This is a genomic window from Staphylococcus arlettae (assembly GCF_025560845.1).
GTDB classification, from domain to species: domain Bacteria; phylum Bacillota; class Bacilli; order Staphylococcales; family Staphylococcaceae; genus Staphylococcus; species Staphylococcus arlettae.
In genome coordinates, this window is the sequence record NZ_CP094803.1 from 1,029,096 (window position 1) to 1,048,795 (window position 19,700).

Consider the following 19,700-nt stretch of genomic DNA (forward strand, 5'->3'; position numbering starts at 1 on the left):
ATAAATGTAAAAGTGCGTGTTAATCTCACCATAGGAACATTTCAATGTTACATGAATCATTATCACGTCATCTTTAAAAATACCCTTGTACAAAGGAGATCTATTGGATATGGTTAAATTTATTCATTGTGCTGACTTACATTTAGATAGTCCATTCAAATCTAGAAGTTATTTAAGTCAATCAATATTTGAAGATATGCAAAATAGTGCTTATGAAAGTTTTACAAGAATTGTCGATTTAGCCTTAACTGAAGAAGTAGATTTTTTAATTATTGCAGGTGATTTGTTTGATCAACAAAACAGAACATTGCGTGCTGAAGTATTTCTAAAAGAACAATTTGAGAGATTGAATAAAGAACAAATATTTGTATATATTTGTCATGGTAATCATGATCCACTGTCAAATAAAGTTGGAACTGAATGGCCAGAAAATGTTTCTGTATTTTCAGAGAATGTTGAAACATATCAAACAATAACTAAAAACGGAGAAGAAATTTATTTACATGGTTTTAGTTATCAAAATGATGCCAGTTATGAAAATAAAATAGATGCATACCCATCTAGTCAAGGTCAAAAAGGCATACATATCGGAATCTTGCATGGTACTTATAGTAAATCAAATGCTAAAGACCGTTATACAGAATTTATACTCGAAGATTTAAATAAAAAGCTGTATCATTATTGGGCATTAGGTCATATACATGAGAGACAAACGTTAAGTGAAATGCCACAAATTCAATATCCAGGTAATATTCAAGGTAGACACTTTAAAGAACAAGGAGAAAAAGGGTGTCTATTAGTAGAAGGAGATCACTTAAAATTAACAGCTCAATTTATAGCTACACAACACATTCGTTTCGAACAAGCTCAAATTACTTCAGATAAAACTACTAAACAAGGATTGTTTGAAGAAATTCAAAGCTTTAAAGCAAGTGTTAGAGAACAAGGTAAGGCAATTTATCGACTTGATGTATTAGTTAATTCTGACCAGGCTATATCACAACAAGACAAATTGCAAGTCCAAGAGATGATTAGTGATTATGAAAAAAATGAGCATAATTTTGTGTTTATAGAAGATTTAAATATCGTACCAAATGTAGAAAGTAGACACCCGCTCGTGAATGAATTTTCTCAAGATTTAATAAATGATGATAATCTATTTGAACGAGCGATGAACGATTTATACTTGAATCCCAAAGCATCGAAGTATTTAGATAATTTTTCAGAGTTTGATAGAAGAACATTAATACAACATGCGGAAAACTTGTTAAAAGAAGACATGGGAGGTGAGTAAATTGAAAATAAAATCTTTGGATATTTATGGTTACGGTCAATTCATTGAAAGTAAAATTGAATTCAATGATACTTTTACTGAAATATATGGAGAAAATGAAACGGGTAAATCTACAATACAAGCTTTTATCCATTCTATATTGTTCGGCTTTCCAACTAAAAAAGAAAACGAGCCAAGGCTTGAACCTAGATTGGGAAATCAATACGGTGGAAAGTTAACGTTAATTACGGACGATGGTTCAGAAATCCAAGTTGAACGAGTTAAAGGTAGTGCTACAGGTGATGTTAAAGTATATTTACCTAATGGTGCTATTAAAGACGAAGACTGGTTGAAACAATACTTAAATTATATTACTAAACGTACATATCAAGGCATATTTTCATTTGATGTTTTAGGACTGCAAGATATTCATAAAAATATGAATGAAACTCAGTTACAAGATTATTTGTTACAAGCAGGCGCATTAGGTTCTACCGAATTTACTAGTATGCGTGCGCAATTACATGAACGTAAAGATGAAATTTATAAAAAATCTGGACGGAATCCTACAATTAATCAACAACTGGAACAATTAAATCAGTTAGAAGCTCAAATTCGTGACGAAGAAGCTAAACTAACAACGTACCAAAGATATGTAGATGATAAAGACAAAGCAGAGCGACGTTTAAATAATTTGAAGCAAAATTTGGCACAATTATCGAAAATGCATAACGAAAAACAAAAAGAGCTTGCACTTCATGAACAAACACAAGAATGGAAATCATTGGAAGGTTCACTCAATATTGAACCAGTACATTTTCCAGAACAAGGTATTGATCGTTATGAAACTTCAAAAAGTCAAATCGACACTTTAAAAACAGACATTAGCTTACGTGAAGAGAAATTAGCGCAATTAGAAAATGAAAATAATAGAATTAATGTCGCTGAAAAACAAGATATAGAAGCAATTAATGCGTTGTATCAGCAAGAGAACAAAATAAAACAACAAGAATTTGAACTTAAATCATTAGATAAAGAGATACAAGACAAACAACGTGAAAAAGCTGGTCTGCAAACACATATAGGCTGGCAAGAGATTTATCATGACGTAGACAGTTCGGAAGCTATGAAGAGTCATGTCAATGAACAGATCAAGGTGAAGCAAGAGCAAGCAGCCTATATACAACGATTAGAGCGAGATATAGAAGAAAACAAAATTGATAATGAAACAAACGATGGCGAGCTAGATGCTTTAGAAGCAGATATCGTTCCAGAAGAAACATTTGAAAAGAAAAAGCAACATAGCCGTCAACAATTTGAGTTAAAAGAAAAAAATAATCTTTATCATAAAATGAAAGAAGCATTTGATAACGAGCAAAAAGAAAAAGAACGTAAACAAAATTTATTAAGAATGAGCCTTATCGTTTTATCTATTATTGGTTTGGGATTAACGATTTTTGCTTTTATGTCTGCGAACCTTATTTTCGCTATCGTCTTTGCAATCTTGACAGTGGTCTTTATTGTAGGCGTGTTCTTTGTCAAAACGAAACAAGTTGGTCACAGCGAAACTTTCTCTAAAGAGATAGAAGATTTAGAATCACAAGTTGCTGACTTGGAACAAAATTATGATTTAGATTTTGATTTAGATGAACAATATCGCATTAGAGAACAATGGAATAATGCTCTGAAAACACAAGAAGCTTTAGATAAAAAAGAGCAATATTTGAATAATAGCTATAGTCATGCGCAAAAATTATTTAATAATGCTGAAACTAATATTTCTAATGCAAAGACAGAATTAAATTTATCTGATAAAATATCAGACGAATTAATTATAGATATTATAAGTACTATCAATAAAGCCAAAGAGTTTGATACACATATTAACGAATTAATTCAACAAAGAAATAACTTAAAAGACGATATTGACAACTTTTATAATCATGCACAAGAAGTAACTAAAAATCAGTTTACACAATTTAATGCACTCGCGTTTTTCCATGATGTTAAACAATGGTTAAATGAGTCTAGAAGTAATTTAGAGCAATTCACACGTAATAGTGATCAAATTAAATTAATAAAAAATGAAATCAAACAATTGTCATTAAGATTACAAGAAAATCAAGACGTTGTATCTCAATTGTTTGAACATGTTAATGTTGAAGATGAAGAATCGTATTATCAACAACATGAACGCTATCAAAAGTATCATCAACAACTAAACAGGTTTAATGATTTATCTAAATATCTAGAAAATCAAAATTATTCCTATGATGATAATTCAAAATTAAGTAGTAAAACGTATGCACAGCTTGCACAAGAAGATTCAGTTCTATCAAAACAAGTCGATGACTATAATGATCAATTTCTTGAACTACAATCTGAAGTTAGTGACTTAAACTCTAAGATTACACATATGGAAACAGATACGACACTGGCAAATCTACGACATCAATATCATATATTGAAAAATCGCTTGAATGATGAAGCGAAAGATTGGGCAAGTTTAAGTTATCTGCAAGCACTTGTTGACGGTCACATACAACAAATTAAAGATAAAAGATTGCCTCAAGTTATTAATGAAGCAACGAGTATCTTTAATCATTTAACAAGTGGGAATTATGTTCAAGTAACTTATGCTAACAATGATTTAATGGTTAAACATAGCAATGGTCAAATGTATTTTCCTGTTGAATTAAGTCAATCAACAAAAGAATTGCTATACATTGCATTACGTTTGAGCTTGATTATGACATTAAAACCGTATTATCCGTTTCCAATTATTATTGATGATGCATTTGTTCATTTTGATAAAAAACGTAAAGAATTGATGTTAAATTATTTAAGAACATTACCACATGATTACCAGATTTTATACTTCACATGTATGAGAGATTCATCTATACCAACAAAACAAATCGTCACTTTAAATAAACCTGAGGAAGGCGGTAAATAATGCGAAATGTTGAGAAACTTAATGCAGGAGATTCAGTAGATCATTTCTTCCTAATTCATAAAGCGACACAAGGTGTTACAGCACAAGGCAAAGACTATATGACTTTATATTTACAAGATAAAAGTGGAGATATAGAAGCTAAGTTATGGACAGTTACTAAAGAAGATATGAAATTATTAGAACCTGAAAAAATTATTCACGTGCTTGGTGATGTTATAAACTACCGTGGACGTAAGCAGATGAAAATTAATAAATTTAGATTAGCAACTCCTGAAGATAATATGAAAACGCAAGATTTTGTAGGTGGAGCACCATTAACACCAGACCAAATCCAAGAAGAAATTTCACACTATATGTTAGAAATTGAAAATGCTAATTTGCAACGTATCACACGTCATTTGATTCGTAAGTATCAAGATGCATTCTTTACGTTTCCAGCAGCTAGTTCGCACCACCATAACTTTGCCAGTGGGTTAAGTTATCACGTTTTGACAATGTTACAAGTTGCCAAATCAATATGTGATATTTATCCGTTGTTAAATCGTAGCTTATTATATAGTTCAATTATTTTACATGATTTAGGAAAAGTTAGAGAGTTAAGTGGACCGGTTGCTACCACATACACGGTCGAAGGAAATTTATTAGGACACATTTCCATCGCAAGTGAAGAAGTATCAGAAGCAGCGAAAGAATTGAATATTGAAGGTGAAGAAATCATGTTGCTTAAACATATGATTTTAGCCCACCATGGAAAAATGGAATTTGGCTCACCTAAGTTACCTCATATTAAAGAAGCTGAAATCTTATTCTTTATTGATAATATTGATGCGAAAATGAATATGTTTGAAAAAGCATATAATAAAACTGAAAAAGGTCAGTTTACAGAACGTATCTTTGGCTTAGATGGCAGACAATTTTATAAACCTACAGCGTTAGACTAAATAAAAAACGACACGTATGATAAAGTTCATACGTGTCGTTTTTATTTCTATTGTCCAGATGACATAGCAGGGCTAGCACCTTGTTGTTGTTGCTGTTGTTGCTGTTGTTGCTTGATTTTCTCGGGATCTAAAATTGAATCTTCAATTGCATTTTTGATATCTCTATCTTTATAGTCTACTTTATATTCTTCAAGTAATGATTTGTATGCATCTGTTAGTAGTTTAGGTTCTTTTTGAACTTTTTGTTGTATAATTTGTGATTTAAGTTTACCTTTTTCATCATCGAAATCAGATTCTTTATCTGCTTTTATGATGTGATAACCGTAATCTGTTTTCACAATATCAGATACTTCACCTTCTTTAAGTTTAAATAAGGCTTTTTCAAACTTGTCATCCATTTGTGCTTTAATGACGTAACCTAAGCTACCACCTTTTTTAGCAGAAGCTGTGTCTTTAGATTCTTCTTTAGCAATATCACTAAATTTATCAGGGTTTTTATCTACTTCTTTTTGTATTTTTTCAGCTTTTTCTTTTGCTTTTTTATCTGATAAACCTTCTTTATCGTCTTTATTTTCTTTGACTTTAATTAAAATATGAGAACCTTTTTTAGTATCTTCTTTAATCTCTTTATCAGATATATCAACTTTTTCATTTAATAATTGTTTTTGATAAGTTTGTAATTTTTTTTGCTCTTTGTAATCATCTAAAGTCATACTTTGTTGTTTTAACATGCTTTCAAATTGATCTTTACCACCGTATTGTTTTTGTTCTTTTTCAATTTCTTTGTCAATTTTTTCTGTATCAACTTTATCTTTATATTTATCAGCTAGCAATTTGTTCAATAGAATTTGGAATGAACTATTAGCAATTTGTTCATCACCCATTTTATTCATAACATCTTCTACTTTAACATCTCCAGCTTTTGAAGAAATTAGCGTATCTTCTTTAGAATCTGTAGTATTATTGCCGCATGCGTTTAATAAAAGGGCACTTGCAGTGACTGGTATTAAGACTTTCTTAAATGATTTCATATGTTGGAAACTCCTTTTGTAATAATAACAAGGTAAATATAACATAAACTCAAGATTTGACCAATTATAAACTAATGATATAAGACTATAGTATTAGTTGTTATAGCCTATAGAGTAACTACGCTATACAAAAGACCTATTAGCATATTATCAAATTTTTTCTGTAAATGGTTGTGAAATGATAAAACCTACAATCGATGTTTTTAACAAGATTGTAGGTACTTTTGTCATATATGAATAGCTTTATTCGAGTTAACGTTTATACGCGATTGGATTTTAGTTGTCTGCGTTCAACCCAATTTAAAATATTTATACCTGTTTGGTGTTCTTCGATATGCGTCCCTTCATTAGAAAATACGATGATTTTTAAATAGAGGAAATCCATAATAGAATAACCAATATTGAGTGCTAATAAAAACATCAAATAGTGACCTATGAATGGAAAAAGTATGCAAAGATAAATGCAAATTGACGAAATGATGATAAATGGCATAACCAAATCAATGCAAAAGTATATTTTATTGATAGGTGTATTTACGTAAGTATTATAAAAAGGTACACGCTTTTGGCGTATGAGTTTATATTTTTTAAAAGATTTATAATAAGGGAACAGAAAAATTAAATGTATAGCTTTATGCACTGGATAAAGCAAAATAACGATAACAAGAAATAACAAAAAATATCTATCTGTTAAGGCAGTGTTTGAAAAATAATGCATAATTTCAAAACAAACTAAATAGGAAATAATGGTTGCAACAAAGCTTAAAAAAGCAATTCTTGGCAGACCAAAGCGTGCATTAATATCAATATGACGTGAGCATAAAAACATACACCAATTCTCCTTTAAATGATAAGTGTAATATATCTAAGTATTATCTACCGTATTGAATTAATCGTCAAGATAGTTTTATAAAAAATAGAGACATTACACGCATAACTAACGTCAATGTCTCTATTAAATACTATTAATTTAACTATAGATTATTTATCTTTTTCAAATGTTTTACTTATTTCTTCTCCACGGTTTTGTAGATTTTCTACATGTGATTGGATACGTTCAATATTTGGGGTGATATCTGCTTTAAACGAACCAATCATTTCTTTAACTTCATCACCTATTGAACTACCGAATTCAGTACTTTCTGATTTGATTTGAGCGACATAGTTTGTAATGTCGTTAATATTTTGTTTGATTGAATCTACTTCACGACTTAATTCAGAATCAGCGCCTGTTGGTTTTACTTGATTACCAGTTAATTGGTTTTGTGTTTTATTTTCACGATTCATTAACACGACACCAACACCAGTAGCAACACCTGCACCTAATCCTAATAATACTTGAGCTACTTTCATAAATACTCTCCTCATTTCTAAAATATCTCAATAATTAATATTACACTATTACCCATTTTAAAGAATAATTAAGCATTATTATTCAAATTGTGCAGCGATCTGTTTAGCAATAGTTTCTTTTTGTGCATCGTCAATTATATCTTCATGCGTTTCCCATTTATAACCGAAACCATCAGTATCATTTTCATATCTTGGTAGTAAATGGAAATGTAGATGGAATACAGATTGGTCTGCAAATTCACCATTATTTTGAATTATATTTAAACCATCTGGATTAAATGCTGATTTGATAGCATTTGCTACTTTTGGCAAAGCTGCACCGATATGTTTCATTGTTTCTTCATCGGTTTCGAAAATATTAGCTGATACTTTTTTAGGTACTAATAACGTATGACCTTTAGTTACTTGAGAAATATCTAAAAAGGCATAAACGTAGTCATCTTCATAAACTTTGAAACTTGGGATGTCACCTGCGATGATTTTACTAAAGATTGTTTCAGTCATATAAACTACACTCCTTGTATCATTGTTATGGACTATTATAGCATTCCTTGTTATGATTCGTAATATTTCAACTATATATTTATCACTGAAATTATTTTTTTGATACAATGTATTTTATGGAGGTGCGAAATGACAGTAAAAGTAGAAAATCTAACAGGTGGGTATGGTAAAACACCTGTAATTAACAATATAAATTTTGAATTGAAATCAGGAGAAATAGTAGGGCTGATTGGACTGAATGGCGCAGGGAAAAGTACGACTATTAAGCATATGTTAGGACTACTTAACCCAATGCAAGGTAAGCTTTCTATTTCGAATGTTGATATTAATGAAGATGTTGAAAATTATAGAAAAAAATTGTCTTATATACCAGAATCACCAGTCATATATGACGAACTAACATTACAAGAACATATTTATATGACAGCAATGGCTTATGGTATAGATAGAGAGACTGCTATGGAACGTGCAGAACCATTACTACAAACTTTTCGCCTTAAACAAGAATTAGGTATATTTCCTAGTCACTTCTCTAAAGGGATGAAACAAAAAGTCATGATAATATGCGCTTTTATCGTTAATCCTGAATTATATATTATTGACGAACCTTTTCTTGGTTTAGATCCATTAGGTATACAATCAATGTTAGATTTAATGGTAGAAAAGAAAGAAGAGGGTAGAACAGTATTAATGAGTACCCATATTTTGGCAACTGCAGAGAAATACTGCGACCGTTTTATTATACTAGATAAAGGTGAAATCGTAGCAATAGGTGATTTAGCAAGCTTACAGTCGCAAACTGGAATGACAGATAAAACACTAGACGAAATTTATATCCATGTTACTCAAGGTGGACAACAATCATGAGTCAAAGTGCAAAAGCTTTATTTAATAGAAGAAAGCAAGCAATCACAAAAGAAAAGCAATATTATAATAAATTTATTTTTAACGGTCATTTTTCAGTCTTTTTAGTTATATTATTAGGTGCTTTTATTTTGGGTTATGGTGAATGGTTACAAACGATGCCTAAAAATATTAATTATGCGTTGATTGTCAGTATAATTGTAGCTATTACATCACTGTTTCCAATAAGAACATTGCTGAAAGAAGCAGATAAACTCTTTTTATTACCGTTTGAACAACATATGAGTACTTATATGAAGAAAAGTCTTGTTTATAGTTATATGTTGAGAGTTGGGATGCAAATTGTTATTGTTCTCATATTCTTTCCACTATTTTATGTGCTGAATAATCAGACCTTTAGTTTTTATATTGTATTTGCTATTGTTGCACTCATAAATCCAATGTTAGGTTTGCTGTTAAAATGGCAATGGTACAAGTATAAATTAGAAGGTTGGTCAGTACATACGTTATTGTTTATTCTATACACGGCTATGTATTATGTAACGTTAGAAATTAAAAATTTATCTGGCCTACCTATCGTAATAATATTAATAGCGTTAATTGTATTGCTACGTTATTTAAACCAAAAGCAATTGTTTCCGTGGGAACGAATGATTAATGCTGAAGAACAACATCATATGAACTATTATAAATTTGTAAATATGTTTACAGATGTAAAACATATCAAAACAACTGCAGTAAGAAGAAGTTATTTAGATCCTCTTTTACCTACACCTAAGGGGAAACGATTTAATGAAAATAATATGTATTTATATTTATTTATCCGCAGTTTTGTTAGAGGTAAAGATGCATTTAACATTATCTTAAGGTTGATTTTGATAGCAATCGTCTTAATGGTATGGCTTGACCAAATGATAATATCATTAATAATCGGAAGTTTATTTATGTATATTATTATTTTGCAAATGGCACAATTTTATACGCAACAAGCCTATGGTTTGTGGCCACAAGTATGGCCAGTGTCTGATGCTAAAGTGATTAAAGGATACGAACAATTTTTATATCGGTTAATGACTATTGTAGGTGTAATATTATTTATCACTTATACAAGTGTGCAACCATTGTTTTTCTATTACGCTTTAATCTTTTTTGTAGTGGGTGCTATCACAATTAGAAATGTGACAAAAAAACTTAAATATCAAGAAGCTTTATTACGAGATTAAACAAAAAGGCTGGGTCATAATTGATATGACCCAGCCTCAATTTATATTGTCAGTAGATGACTGAAAATGCTCGTTAATCAAGCTTTCAATTCTAGTTTTACAAGCAGGAGTGAAACGATGAAATCATTTTTATTAAAATCAGATTTCTGTCTCACTCCTATTTTAGTGTATTAACATTGCTATTTAATTATCATCAATTGGATATAAAAATCTTTCGAAGTAACTTGAATGTTGCCCGCTTAGTCCAAAGAATTGACTTAATGCAAGCTTATCGAAGTGATTTTTAAAAACAGAAGATGCTTTAAAGTCTTCATAAGCACTACGTGATTCAAAACCAAAGTAAATTTTATAAGTTAAACCTTGATCTGGTTTCAAGAAACGATAAGCTCTAAATCCAGCAAACTGTTTGAAATCTGCCGTAACCCCTTGGAGTGTTTTTTCTAATTGATAGGCATGATCTTCGGATGCAGGTATGAATATGACCGAATAAAAGTAATCTTCTTTTAAATCACCTTCAGATTTTATAACTTCATAAATCAGTGGTTCTTTTAAGACAGTATCATTATCTGTTTCTTCTAGAATTACTGAAGAATCTGATGTCGAAAATTGTAGTAAGTTGTGATTAGGATTATTCAATCGGATTTGATTTAAATAACCAAATGTTCCATAGGATGCATAGATTTTCATATCGTTGGTCCCCCTTAGTTAAATAAACATGTAATAAAAAATTATGCTTTGGTAATATTATAATAGATTTACATTAGAATACAATAGTCAAATGATTAGAAAGCAATAAAGTACACTCTATGGCATTTTTATGACATTTATGCACTTTAAAATACGCAGGGTAGTACAGTATGATAATATAGATGAGAATGATTATAATCTAGGAGGAATCGCAGGTGCTTAATAAAAATAACACAATACTACACATGATAAAAGGTGAACCAGTTGACCATACACCTGTGTGGTTTATGCGACAAGCAGGGCGCTCTCAACCTGAATACAGAAAACTAAAAGAAAAGTACTCATTATTTGAAATCACGCACCAACCTGAATTATGTGCATACGTAACACACTTACCTGTTGATAATTATAATACAGATGCTGCCGTGCTATACAAAGACATTATGACCCCTTTACAACCAATTGGCATTGATGTAGAGATCAAGTCGGGTATAGGACCTGTAATTCACAATCCAATAAAATCTCTACAAGATGTTGAAAAATTAGGGAAGATAGATCCTAAGCGCGATGTACCATATGTATTAGATACTATTAAATTACTAACTGAAGAGAAATTAAATGTGCCATTAATAGGTTTTACTGGAGCACCATTTACTTTGGCAAGTTATATGATCGAAGGAGGTCCTTCGAAAAATTATAACAATACTAAAGCCATGATGTATTCCGACGAAGAAACGTGGTTTGCATTGATGAATCATTTAGTAGAAATGTCTATTACTTATGTCTCAGCACAAGTAGAAGCAGGGGCTGAATTAATCCAAGTATTTGATTCATGGGGCGGAGCATTAAATGAAGAAGATTATGCTTATTATATTAAGCCTGCCATGGATAAACTCATTACAGGAATTAAACAACAATACGATGTCCCTGTAATTTTATTTGGTGTAGGTGCAAGTCATTTAATCAAACAATGGGATAGTTTACCAATTGATGTTTTAGGATTAGATTGGCGTTGCTCTATTCAACAAGCTCAAGATTTGCATATCACCAAGACATTACAAGGGAATTTAGATCCTTCATTATTATTAGCTCCGTGGGATGTCATAGAACGAAAATTAAAACCAATTTTAGATCAAGGTATGGCACATGGTAAACATATATTTAATTTAGGGCACGGCGTTTTCCCAGAAGTACAACCACAAACATTGGAGAAAATAACAACATTTGTGCACAATTACACTAAGCGATAAGGGTTTGAATTTGCATTGATTATTAAAATGCACAGAAATGATTGATAAAAAGGATGATAACACAATGAAAAAAACAGTAGGACTATTAGTTATGGCATATGGTACACCATATAGCGAAAGCGATATAGAAGCTTATTATACAGATATTAGACATGGTAAACGTCCATCAGAAGAAGAACTACAAGATTTAAAAGATAGATATGAATTTATAGGAGGCTTATCACCTTTAGCAAGTACGACACAAAATCAAGCTGAAGCACTGTGTAGTACCTTAAATGATGCATATAGTGATGTAGAATTTAAATTATATATAGGTTTAAAACATATTCATCCATTTATTGAAGATGCAGTTGAAGACATGAACAAAGATGGTATTACAGAAGCAATAACTGTAGTGTTAGCACCACACTTTTCAAATTTCTCCGTGGGGTCATATAATAAAAGAGCTAAATTAGCAGCAGATGATTATGGAATCTCATTGACACACGTTTCACATTATTACCATCAACCAAAATTCATTCAATATTGGACTGAAAAAATTAATGAAACATTAGCAACAATTTCACCGGAAGAACATGATGATACTGTATTGGTTGTATCTGCACATAGTTTGCCAAAAGGTATGATAGAACAAAGTAATGACCCATATCCAGATGAACTGCATGATACAGCAGAATTATTAAAAGAAAAGTCTAATATTATACACGTTGCAGAAGGTTGGCAATCAGAAGGTAACACAGGAACACCATGGTTAGGACCTGATGTGCAAGATTTAACTAGAAAACTTGCACAAGAACATGGATATAAAAACTTCATTTATACACCAGTTGGTTTTGTTTGTGAGCATTTAGAAGTGTTATACGATAATGATTACGAATGTAAGGTAGTTTGTGATGAAGTTGGAGCAAAATATTATCGTCCAGAAATGCCTAATACTGATCCATTATTTATAAATGCGATTGTTGACGAAATAAGAAATCTTTATTAAAGGTAGTGTGATCCAAATTGGCTAAAAATATTGCAATTATTGGTGCTGGCATTACAGGACTGTCGAGTGCATATTTTATAAAAAAGCAACAACCCGATGTCAATGTCACAATTTACGAAGCGACTAATCGACCGGGAGGAAAAATTCAAACATATCGCCGGGATGGTTATACGATTGAACTAGGTCCAGAATCCTATTTAGGTCGTAAAACAATTATGACAGAAGTAGCTGAAGATATTGGTCTAGCAGATGATTTGATAACAAATCAAACCGGTCAATCATATATCTATGCTAAAAATAAACTGTATCCAATTCCCGGTGGCTCAATCATGGGAATTCCAACTGATATCAAGCCATTTTTAAAAACAAAACTAATTTCACCTAAAGGTAAATTACGAGCGGGACTAGATTTATTTAAAAAGACTATGCCAATTGAAAATGATATTTCAGTAGGCGCATTTTTCAGATATAGGTTAGGGAATGAAGTATTAGAGAATTTAATTGAACCGTTAATGGGTGGCATCTATGGTACAAATATAGATGATTTAAGTCTTTTAAGTACCTTTCCTCAATTTAAAGAACGAGAAGCCCAGTTTGGTAGTTTAATTAAAGGCATGCGCTATGAGAAAGAACAACGTCAAAAACAGAACAAATTATATCCTGGTGCGCCTAAAGGCCAATTCAAACAATTTCAACATGGTTTGAGTTCATTTATAGAAGCTTTAGAAACTCATCTACGTCAAGCAGGCGTTAACTTTAAATACAATACACCAGTAAAAGATATTGAAGTATCTCAACAAAGCTATCATTTACACCTAGATAATGAAGTGCAAGAATATGATGGACTTATTGTAGCAACAGCGCACGAAGCATTTATGAAATGTTTTGACCATGACCCTGGATTTGATTATTTTAAAACGATGCAATCAACGACAGTAGCAACGGTTGTCCTCGCTTTTGATGAAGCGGATATTGAAAATACTTATGAAGGTACTGGTTTTGTTATCGCTAGAACAAGTAACACAAATATTACTGCTTGTACTTGGACTAGTAAAAAATGGCCATTTACGACACCTCAAGGAAAAGTATTATTACGTGCTTATGTAGGGAAACCAGGGGATAATGTTGTTAATGAACATTCAGACGAAGAGATAGTGAATATTGTGCGTAAAGATTTAAGTAATATGATGACTATAAAAGGTGATCCTGAGTTTAGCATTGTTAATAGATTACCGCATAGTATGCCACAATATCATGTCGGTCATATCGGACAAATTAAGACCATACAAGAACATATACGTGCTACGTATCCAAAACTAGCTATCACGGGTGCACCTTTTGAAGCTGTCGGTCTTCCAGATTGTGTAATGCAAGCCCAAAAAGCAGTAGATGACATTTTATCAGAACTATAAATCATTTTTAAAACCTTAACTGAACAATTTAAAGGTGAAATGAAGATTTTTAAGAGAATATTTAACGAGCTGATTTTAACTGGAACATTATTAATGTTCCAGTTTTATATTTATAGAAGTAGCTAAACTTGAATAATAAGTATAATATTAATATATTTCAGACTGTCGACAAAGTCTCCGACTTTGTTGGCAGTTTTTTTATGCACGCTTTCCGCGGGCACTGCCTTAGCCTGTAGTCTTCGGCTAGTGATATTCCCGCAGGAGTCGGCATAAATTACTGCCAATATTACACAAAAACATTATAATATATGTAAATTAAACAGTGGTGGTGTTTATTATGTTGAATAAATCAATTGATAAAAGAGATCAATATGAAATGATTTCTATCTCTGAATTAGTCCCTAATAATCATTTATTACGTAAAGTCGATGCGATATTAGATTTAAATTTTGTGTATGAACTTGTCGAAGACAAATATTGCCTTGATAATGGTAGACCATCTATAGATCCTGTTATTTTAGTAAAAATATTACTCATACAAAGGTTGTTTGGCATTAAATCAATGAGACAAACAATTAAAGAAATAGAAACAAATGTAGCTTACCGTTGGTATTTAGGATATAGCTTTTTAGATAAAGTACCTCATTACGGAACTTTTAGTAAGAACTATACACGTCGTTTTCATGATACAGATTTATTTGAACAAATATTTGAGAAAATACTAGAAATAGCTATCAAAAATAACTTAATAGATCACTCATCTTTATTCATTGATTCTACACATATTAAAGCAAATGCAAATAAGAATAAATACATCAAAAAAATTGTAAAAAAAGATACACTTCACTTCCAAGAAGAATTGGATAATGAAATAAATGAACAAAGGCGAGCACAAGGAAAAAAGCCAATAAAAAATAAAAGCAAGGAGGAATATAAAACCAAAAAAGTAAGTACGACTGATCCAGAAGCTGGGTACTACGTTAAAGGTGAACGAGAAAAGCAATTTGCTTATAGTTTACACGCATGTGTAGATAAAAATGGTTATATTATTGATAAGCACGTGACACCTGGTAATATTCACGACAGTACACAACTCAAACCAATGATTGAAAGATTGGAAACCAAGCAGATGTTGCCTATCACATTAGCAATTGATTCAGGTTATAAAACACCTTTTAATGCACACTTTTTGCTTGAAAAAGCAATTGTACCAGCAATGCCATATACGAGACCTAAAGGAAAACCTGGTTTTTTCAGAACAAAAGATTTCATCTACGATGAACATTATGATACTTATATTTGTCCTAATGATGAAACTTTACTATATAAAAGAACAATGCCAACAGGACACAGATTATATGTATCAGATGCTTCAATATGTCGAGACTGTCCACTACTAAATAAATGTACTGAAAGTAAAGATGCCATAAAACAAATTAGAAGACATGTTTGGCAAGATGATTTAGATATAGTTGAAGATTTAAGGTTTGTGGATACAATTAAAAAACAATATAAAATGCGAAGTCAAACAATAGAGAGAAAATTTGGCGATGCAAAAGAACAGCATGGTATGAGATGGACGAGATATAGAGGACATGACAAAGTTTCCATGGATACCACGCTAATTTGTGCTGCCATGAATCTTAAAAAAATCGCAATGTGGCTAATAAAAGGCCCAGTAATGGTCTGAAAGACCACTGCAATTTTGAAAAAAACTATAAAAAAAGAAAATAAATAAACCCTTCGCATTAACTTGCGAAGGGTTTGTCCACGTTCTGTAATATTAATATATTTATATTGTATGTATAATCGGTTTCAATTTTAGATTAGGAGGTAAAATCATGACGGATATAATAATAGTACATTCTAAACATGGTGATTCAAGTAATCATTGGTATGAATGGTTAGAAAACAATTTGATATTAGAAGGATACGACGTTACATTGTTTAATATTGCTATAGAAAGTAATGACAATTTAGCACAGTGGATAGAAGAGATGAAACGACAAATATCAGTTAAGAAAGAAGATACATATTTTGTGACACATGGTTTTGGAACGTTAGCAGCATTAAAATATATTGAATTAGCTGACATGCCAGTAGTGGAAGGGTTATTCTCCATAGCTGGTTTTAAAGATGATGCACAAGCTATATCAGAAGATTTGAATATCCAAGATCTTACTTTAAATTATGACATTATTAAAGGTAAAGTATGTGAGTTCTATGGTTTATGTGCAAAAAACGATCAACAAGTCTCGTATAAAGAAACTCAGCGTCTTATTGAAACGTTAGATGGGACATGTAAAGTTACTGAAAGTGGTGGCCACTTTACAGAAGAAGATGGCTTTTCTACGTTTATTAAGTTACAAAGTAAAATGCAAGCAGTGATGAGTAGTTAACTTTATAAAAATTCAATAACTTAACGCTAGAGTAAAAAGCTACTTATTCTAGCGTTTTACAACTTAAAATTATAAAGCTACATGCACGTATTTTACAAAGTTATAATAAATAACAAAATTATTACATAAATTACACACTAAAAATAGAAAATTATCGTTATAATCCTTTTTTACACCAATTTTTTTTGAAAGGTTATTGACTATATAAGCAAAACTTAATATACTAATTAAGTACTTAAGAAAACCACATATAACTTTTAATTTTGACATATAAATTTTAAATTCATGTTAATTAAATGTTAAAAACAATTAATTAATTGTTGACACAAAGTTAAAGAAATGTTATATTAGATAAGTAAGCTAATAAAAGCCAATTAATATTATTACCGCGGGATGGAGCAGTTCGGTAGCTCGTCGGGCTCATAACCCGAAGGTCGGTGGTTCAAATCCGCCTCCCGCAATTACATAATGGTCTCGTAGTGTAGCGGTTAACACGCCTGCCTGTCACGCAGGAGATCGCGGGTTCGATTCCCGTCGAGACCGCCATTATGGTTCAGTAGCTCAGTTGGTAGAGCAATGGATTGAAGCTCCATGTGTCGGCAGTTCGATTCTGTCCTGAACCATTACTTTTAATGTTGGCGGTTGTGGCGAAGTGGTTAACGCATCGGATTGTGGTTCCGACATTCGTGGGTTCGATTCCCATCAACCGCCCCATAATCGTTAAACGCGGGTGTAGTTTAATGGCAAAACCTCAGCCTTCCAAGCTGATGTTGTGGGTTCGATTCCCATCACCCGCTCCATATTAATTATTGATCCACAGTAGCTCAGTGGTAGAGCTATCGGCTGTTAACCGATCGGTCGTAGGTTCGAGTCCTACCTGTGGAGCCATTGGCCCCGTGGTCAAGCGGTTAAGACACCGCCCTTTCACGGCGGTAACACGGGTTCGAGTCCCGTCGGGGTCATACAAACAGAAGTGAAATATCGCTTCTGTTTTTTTATACTTATATTTGGAGAGTTGTCCGAGCTGGCCGAAGGAGCACGCCTGGAAAGTGTGTAGGCGCCACAAGCGTCTCGAGGGTTCGAATCCCTCACTCTCCGTTCAATACATATTTTGAGCTTTTATGAAGCACCGTAATCCTTGATACAATAGGGTTTCGGTGTTTTTGTTTATGGTTAGTTTTTATAAAAAATGTCACTCTCATGTCAAAATTTAAGGTTTGTTGACATGAAACCTTTGAATCACATGCTACGTAAGACTTCCAGTGTTTTATTTTCTTCTTGTTTTTGACTTTCTTCTAATAAATGACTGTATATGGATAGGGTAGTCGTTATGTCTGCATGACCTAATCTTTTGCTAACATATTGTATAGAGAAACCTTTACCCAATTGCATAGACGCGTGTGTCGTAAGGCATGTAATGTTTAGTTCCCCGTATTGTTTTCCAATAAGAATTCTTTAAAAGTGGTTGTGACTGCTTTATTTGTATTTAACGTCACACTAGTATTAAAAAGATATTGACTACTAATAGAAGTAGGGTTTTGTTTTAAAGTGGCTATTACATATATATGTAATATTTTTACTTATTATAAATTTCTATAGATTTTAACAATATAAGCTTGTATTATTTTTGTAAACGTTTCCCAAAATGCTGGAGAGATGCTTAATTCATTAAGTTTTTAAACTACTTATTTTAATAAATTTATAGAGTTGTTTTTATATCTCAAATACCTATCAGGAGTGAGTAAAATGGCAAAAACATTAAATTACAAACGAAGATTTATAAAAGGGTTTATTGCATTAGCAATTACTACTGGAGTAACAGTTAGTCCTAATTTAGTTGATAATTACTCTTATGCTGCTGAAAGAAATGAGACATACAGCACAGGAAATAGTTCAGGCAAAATCGTTAAGGTAAATGACCATACGGCTAGAATTGATTTGAATCAAAATGTTACTTATGACATTGATAAAAACGGTATAGCATCTTTAAGAAATGAAAACACGGGTGATATTGAAAAATTACCATCCATTGCAAAAGATAGAAATGGTAATAACATTTCTCTAGTATATTTTGAAGATAAAGGTGATTTAGGTGTATATGCTCAAAATATGTACCAAGATAGAGGCATTGGAAAATGTATATCTGGTATAGCAGGAGGAGCTGTTACAGGAGGTACTACGTTAGGATTAGCTGGTGCTGGAGTCGGAACTGTAACTTTACCAATAGTAGGTACAGTAGGTGGGGGAGTAGTTGGAGCAGTCGGTAGGGCAGTAGGTGGTGGATTAACTGGAGGAGCAACTTTCTGCTAATATTTAAGGAGTGATACTATGAAAATAGTTTTTAACATATGGGTATGTTTATTATTATTTTTAGTAATAGCACTTTGGACAATGATTAGTATCAAGTTTGGTAATATTAATAGTAATCAGGTAATATTAATGAATATATTTATATTTATAGCCTATATATTATATATAGTGAGGTTTATAAAGTATTATAAATAGAACAATATTTAGATTTTTTAATAAGTACAGATAGGCTACCTTTGCTATAGGTGGTCTTTTTATTTGCGTGTTATTTTCACGTCATTTGCAATGTCGCATACTTTTTGGAAATGGATTAAGTGAGTTTAATTTGAAGGATATAATTGAAATTAAGTAGAGTGATTAATGTAGAAAATTTTAAAGCGGGCAAAATATGGACAATAAAAGCCATGTAATTTAATAATAATATGAATTTGCCAATCCCTCACTCTCCGTTTATTCGATATTCCTCGCTATATCTCATTTAGCAAAATGTTGATATGCTGCTTTATTTA

Annotated in this window: 16 protein-coding genes and 8 tRNA genes; 19 read left to right on the forward strand and 5 right to left on the reverse strand. The window is 31.7% G+C overall.

The window, feature by feature from the left end:
* The first annotated feature begins 109 nt into the window (after positions 1-109).
* From MUA37_RS05040 to yhaM, 3 genes are read left to right on the forward strand one after another with little or no spacing between them, the layout of a single operon-like run.
* A complete protein-coding gene (locus tag MUA37_RS05040) occupies positions 110-1,294 on the forward strand; it encodes a metallophosphoesterase family protein (RefSeq protein ID WP_002509208.1) in 1,185 nt (394 codons plus the stop codon).
* 1 nt (position 1,295) lies between these two features.
* Positions 1,296-4,229: an ATP-binding protein gene (locus MUA37_RS05045; RefSeq protein ID WP_262624868.1), complete on the forward strand. Its 2,934-nt coding sequence runs from the start codon at positions 1,296-1,298 to the stop codon at positions 4,227-4,229.
* Entirely contained in the window at positions 4,229-5,170 is a 942-nt protein-coding gene (gene yhaM / locus MUA37_RS05050; RefSeq protein WP_002509206.1) for a 3'-5' exoribonuclease YhaM, read from the forward strand. The genes MUA37_RS05045 and yhaM overlap by 1 nt, the downstream gene beginning before the upstream one ends.
* Positions 5,171-5,217: 47 nt before the next feature.
* Here the strand turns inward: yhaM and prsA are convergent, their stop codons facing one another.
* The 4 genes from prsA to MUA37_RS05070 all read right to left on the reverse strand — a co-directional run bounded on the left by prsA (position 5,218) and on the right by MUA37_RS05070 (position 8,058).
* A complete protein-coding gene (gene prsA, locus MUA37_RS05055) occupies positions 5,218-6,201 on the reverse strand; it encodes a peptidylprolyl isomerase PrsA (RefSeq protein ID WP_262624869.1) in 984 nt (327 codons plus the stop codon).
* Positions 6,202-6,460: 259 nt separating this feature from the next.
* Positions 6,461-7,030: a DUF3267 domain-containing protein gene (locus MUA37_RS05060; protein WP_002510552.1), complete on the reverse strand. Its 570-nt coding sequence runs from the start codon at positions 7,028-7,030 to the stop codon at positions 6,461-6,463.
* 152 nt (positions 7,031-7,182) lie between these two features.
* Entirely contained in the window at positions 7,183-7,554 is a 372-nt protein-coding gene (locus MUA37_RS05065) for a YtxH domain-containing protein (RefSeq protein ID WP_262624870.1), read from the reverse strand.
* Positions 7,555-7,632: 78 nt separating this feature from the next.
* Positions 7,633-8,058, reverse strand: a complete 426-nt coding sequence (locus MUA37_RS05070; RefSeq protein ID WP_002510550.1) for an HIT family protein — start codon at positions 8,056-8,058, stop codon at positions 7,633-7,635.
* A 129-nt stretch (positions 8,059-8,187) separates the two neighbouring features.
* On the opposite strand from MUA37_RS05070, the gene ecsA reads away from it, so the two are divergent.
* Positions 8,188-8,925, forward strand: a complete 738-nt coding sequence (gene ecsA, locus MUA37_RS05075) for an ABC transporter ATP-binding protein EcsA (protein WP_002510549.1) — start codon at positions 8,188-8,190, stop codon at positions 8,923-8,925.
* A complete protein-coding gene (ecsB, locus tag MUA37_RS05080; protein WP_262624871.1) occupies positions 8,922-10,145 on the forward strand; it encodes an ABC transporter permease EcsB in 1,224 nt (407 codons plus the stop codon). Before ecsA ends, ecsB begins: the two co-directional genes overlap by 4 nt.
* Positions 10,146-10,328: 183 nt before the next feature.
* On the opposite strand, the gene MUA37_RS05085 is transcribed toward ecsB, so the two are convergent.
* On the reverse strand, positions 10,329-10,832 hold the full coding sequence (locus MUA37_RS05085; protein ID WP_002510547.1) for an antibiotic biosynthesis monooxygenase: 504 nt from the start codon (positions 10,830-10,832) through the stop codon (positions 10,329-10,331).
* A gap of 215 nt (positions 10,833-11,047) precedes the next feature.
* On the opposite strand from MUA37_RS05085, the gene hemE reads away from it, so the two are divergent.
* The 14 genes from hemE to MUA37_RS05155 all read left to right on the forward strand — a co-directional run bounded on the left by hemE (position 11,048) and on the right by MUA37_RS05155 (position 19,191).
* Positions 11,048-12,082, forward strand: coding sequence for a uroporphyrinogen decarboxylase (gene hemE, locus MUA37_RS05090; protein WP_002510546.1), 1,035 nt, complete (start codon positions 11,048-11,050; stop codon positions 12,080-12,082).
* A 64-nt stretch (positions 12,083-12,146) separates the two neighbouring features.
* Positions 12,147-13,070 (forward strand): ferrochelatase, encoded by a 924-nt coding sequence (gene hemH, locus MUA37_RS05095; protein WP_262624872.1) that lies wholly within the window; start codon positions 12,147-12,149, stop codon positions 13,068-13,070.
* A 17-nt stretch (positions 13,071-13,087) separates the two neighbouring features.
* The gene (gene hemY / locus MUA37_RS05100) at positions 13,088-14,482 is read left to right on the forward strand and encodes a protoporphyrinogen oxidase (protein WP_142019557.1); all 1,395 of its coding nucleotides are present in this window, start codon (positions 13,088-13,090) and stop codon (positions 14,480-14,482) included.
* 337 nt (positions 14,483-14,819) lie between these two features.
* Positions 14,820-16,172, forward strand: coding sequence for an IS1182 family transposase (locus MUA37_RS05105; RefSeq protein WP_021459431.1), 1,353 nt, complete (start codon positions 14,820-14,822; stop codon positions 16,170-16,172).
* A 151-nt stretch (positions 16,173-16,323) separates the two neighbouring features.
* The gene (locus tag MUA37_RS05110; protein ID WP_142019558.1) at positions 16,324-16,881 is read left to right on the forward strand and encodes an RBBP9/YdeN family alpha/beta hydrolase; all 558 of its coding nucleotides are present in this window, start codon (positions 16,324-16,326) and stop codon (positions 16,879-16,881) included.
* Between the two features lie 387 nt (positions 16,882-17,268).
* Positions 17,269-17,342, forward strand: a tRNA-Met gene (locus MUA37_RS05115).
* Positions 17,343-17,351: 9 nt separating this feature from the next.
* Positions 17,352-17,427, forward strand: a tRNA-Asp gene (locus tag MUA37_RS05120).
* Positions 17,428-17,431: 4 nt separating this feature from the next.
* Positions 17,432-17,504: transfer RNA gene (locus tag MUA37_RS05125), tRNA-Phe, on the forward strand.
* Between the two features lie 15 nt (positions 17,505-17,519).
* A tRNA-His gene (locus MUA37_RS05130) sits at positions 17,520-17,595 on the forward strand.
* 12 nt (positions 17,596-17,607) lie between these two features.
* Positions 17,608-17,681 (forward strand) — tRNA-Gly (locus MUA37_RS05135).
* A gap of 13 nt (positions 17,682-17,694) precedes the next feature.
* Positions 17,695-17,769, forward strand: a tRNA-Asn gene (locus MUA37_RS05140).
* 2 nt (positions 17,770-17,771) lie between these two features.
* Positions 17,772-17,843, forward strand: a tRNA-Glu gene (locus MUA37_RS05145).
* Between the two features lie 47 nt (positions 17,844-17,890).
* Positions 17,891-17,979 (forward strand) — tRNA-Ser (locus MUA37_RS05150).
* Between the two features lie 648 nt (positions 17,980-18,627).
* Positions 18,628-19,191 carry a hypothetical protein gene (locus MUA37_RS05155; RefSeq protein ID WP_262624873.1) on the forward strand — a complete coding sequence of 188 codons (564 nt, stop codon included), beginning with the start codon at positions 18,628-18,630 and terminating at the stop codon, positions 19,189-19,191.
* Positions 19,192-19,700: the final 509 nt, after the last annotated feature.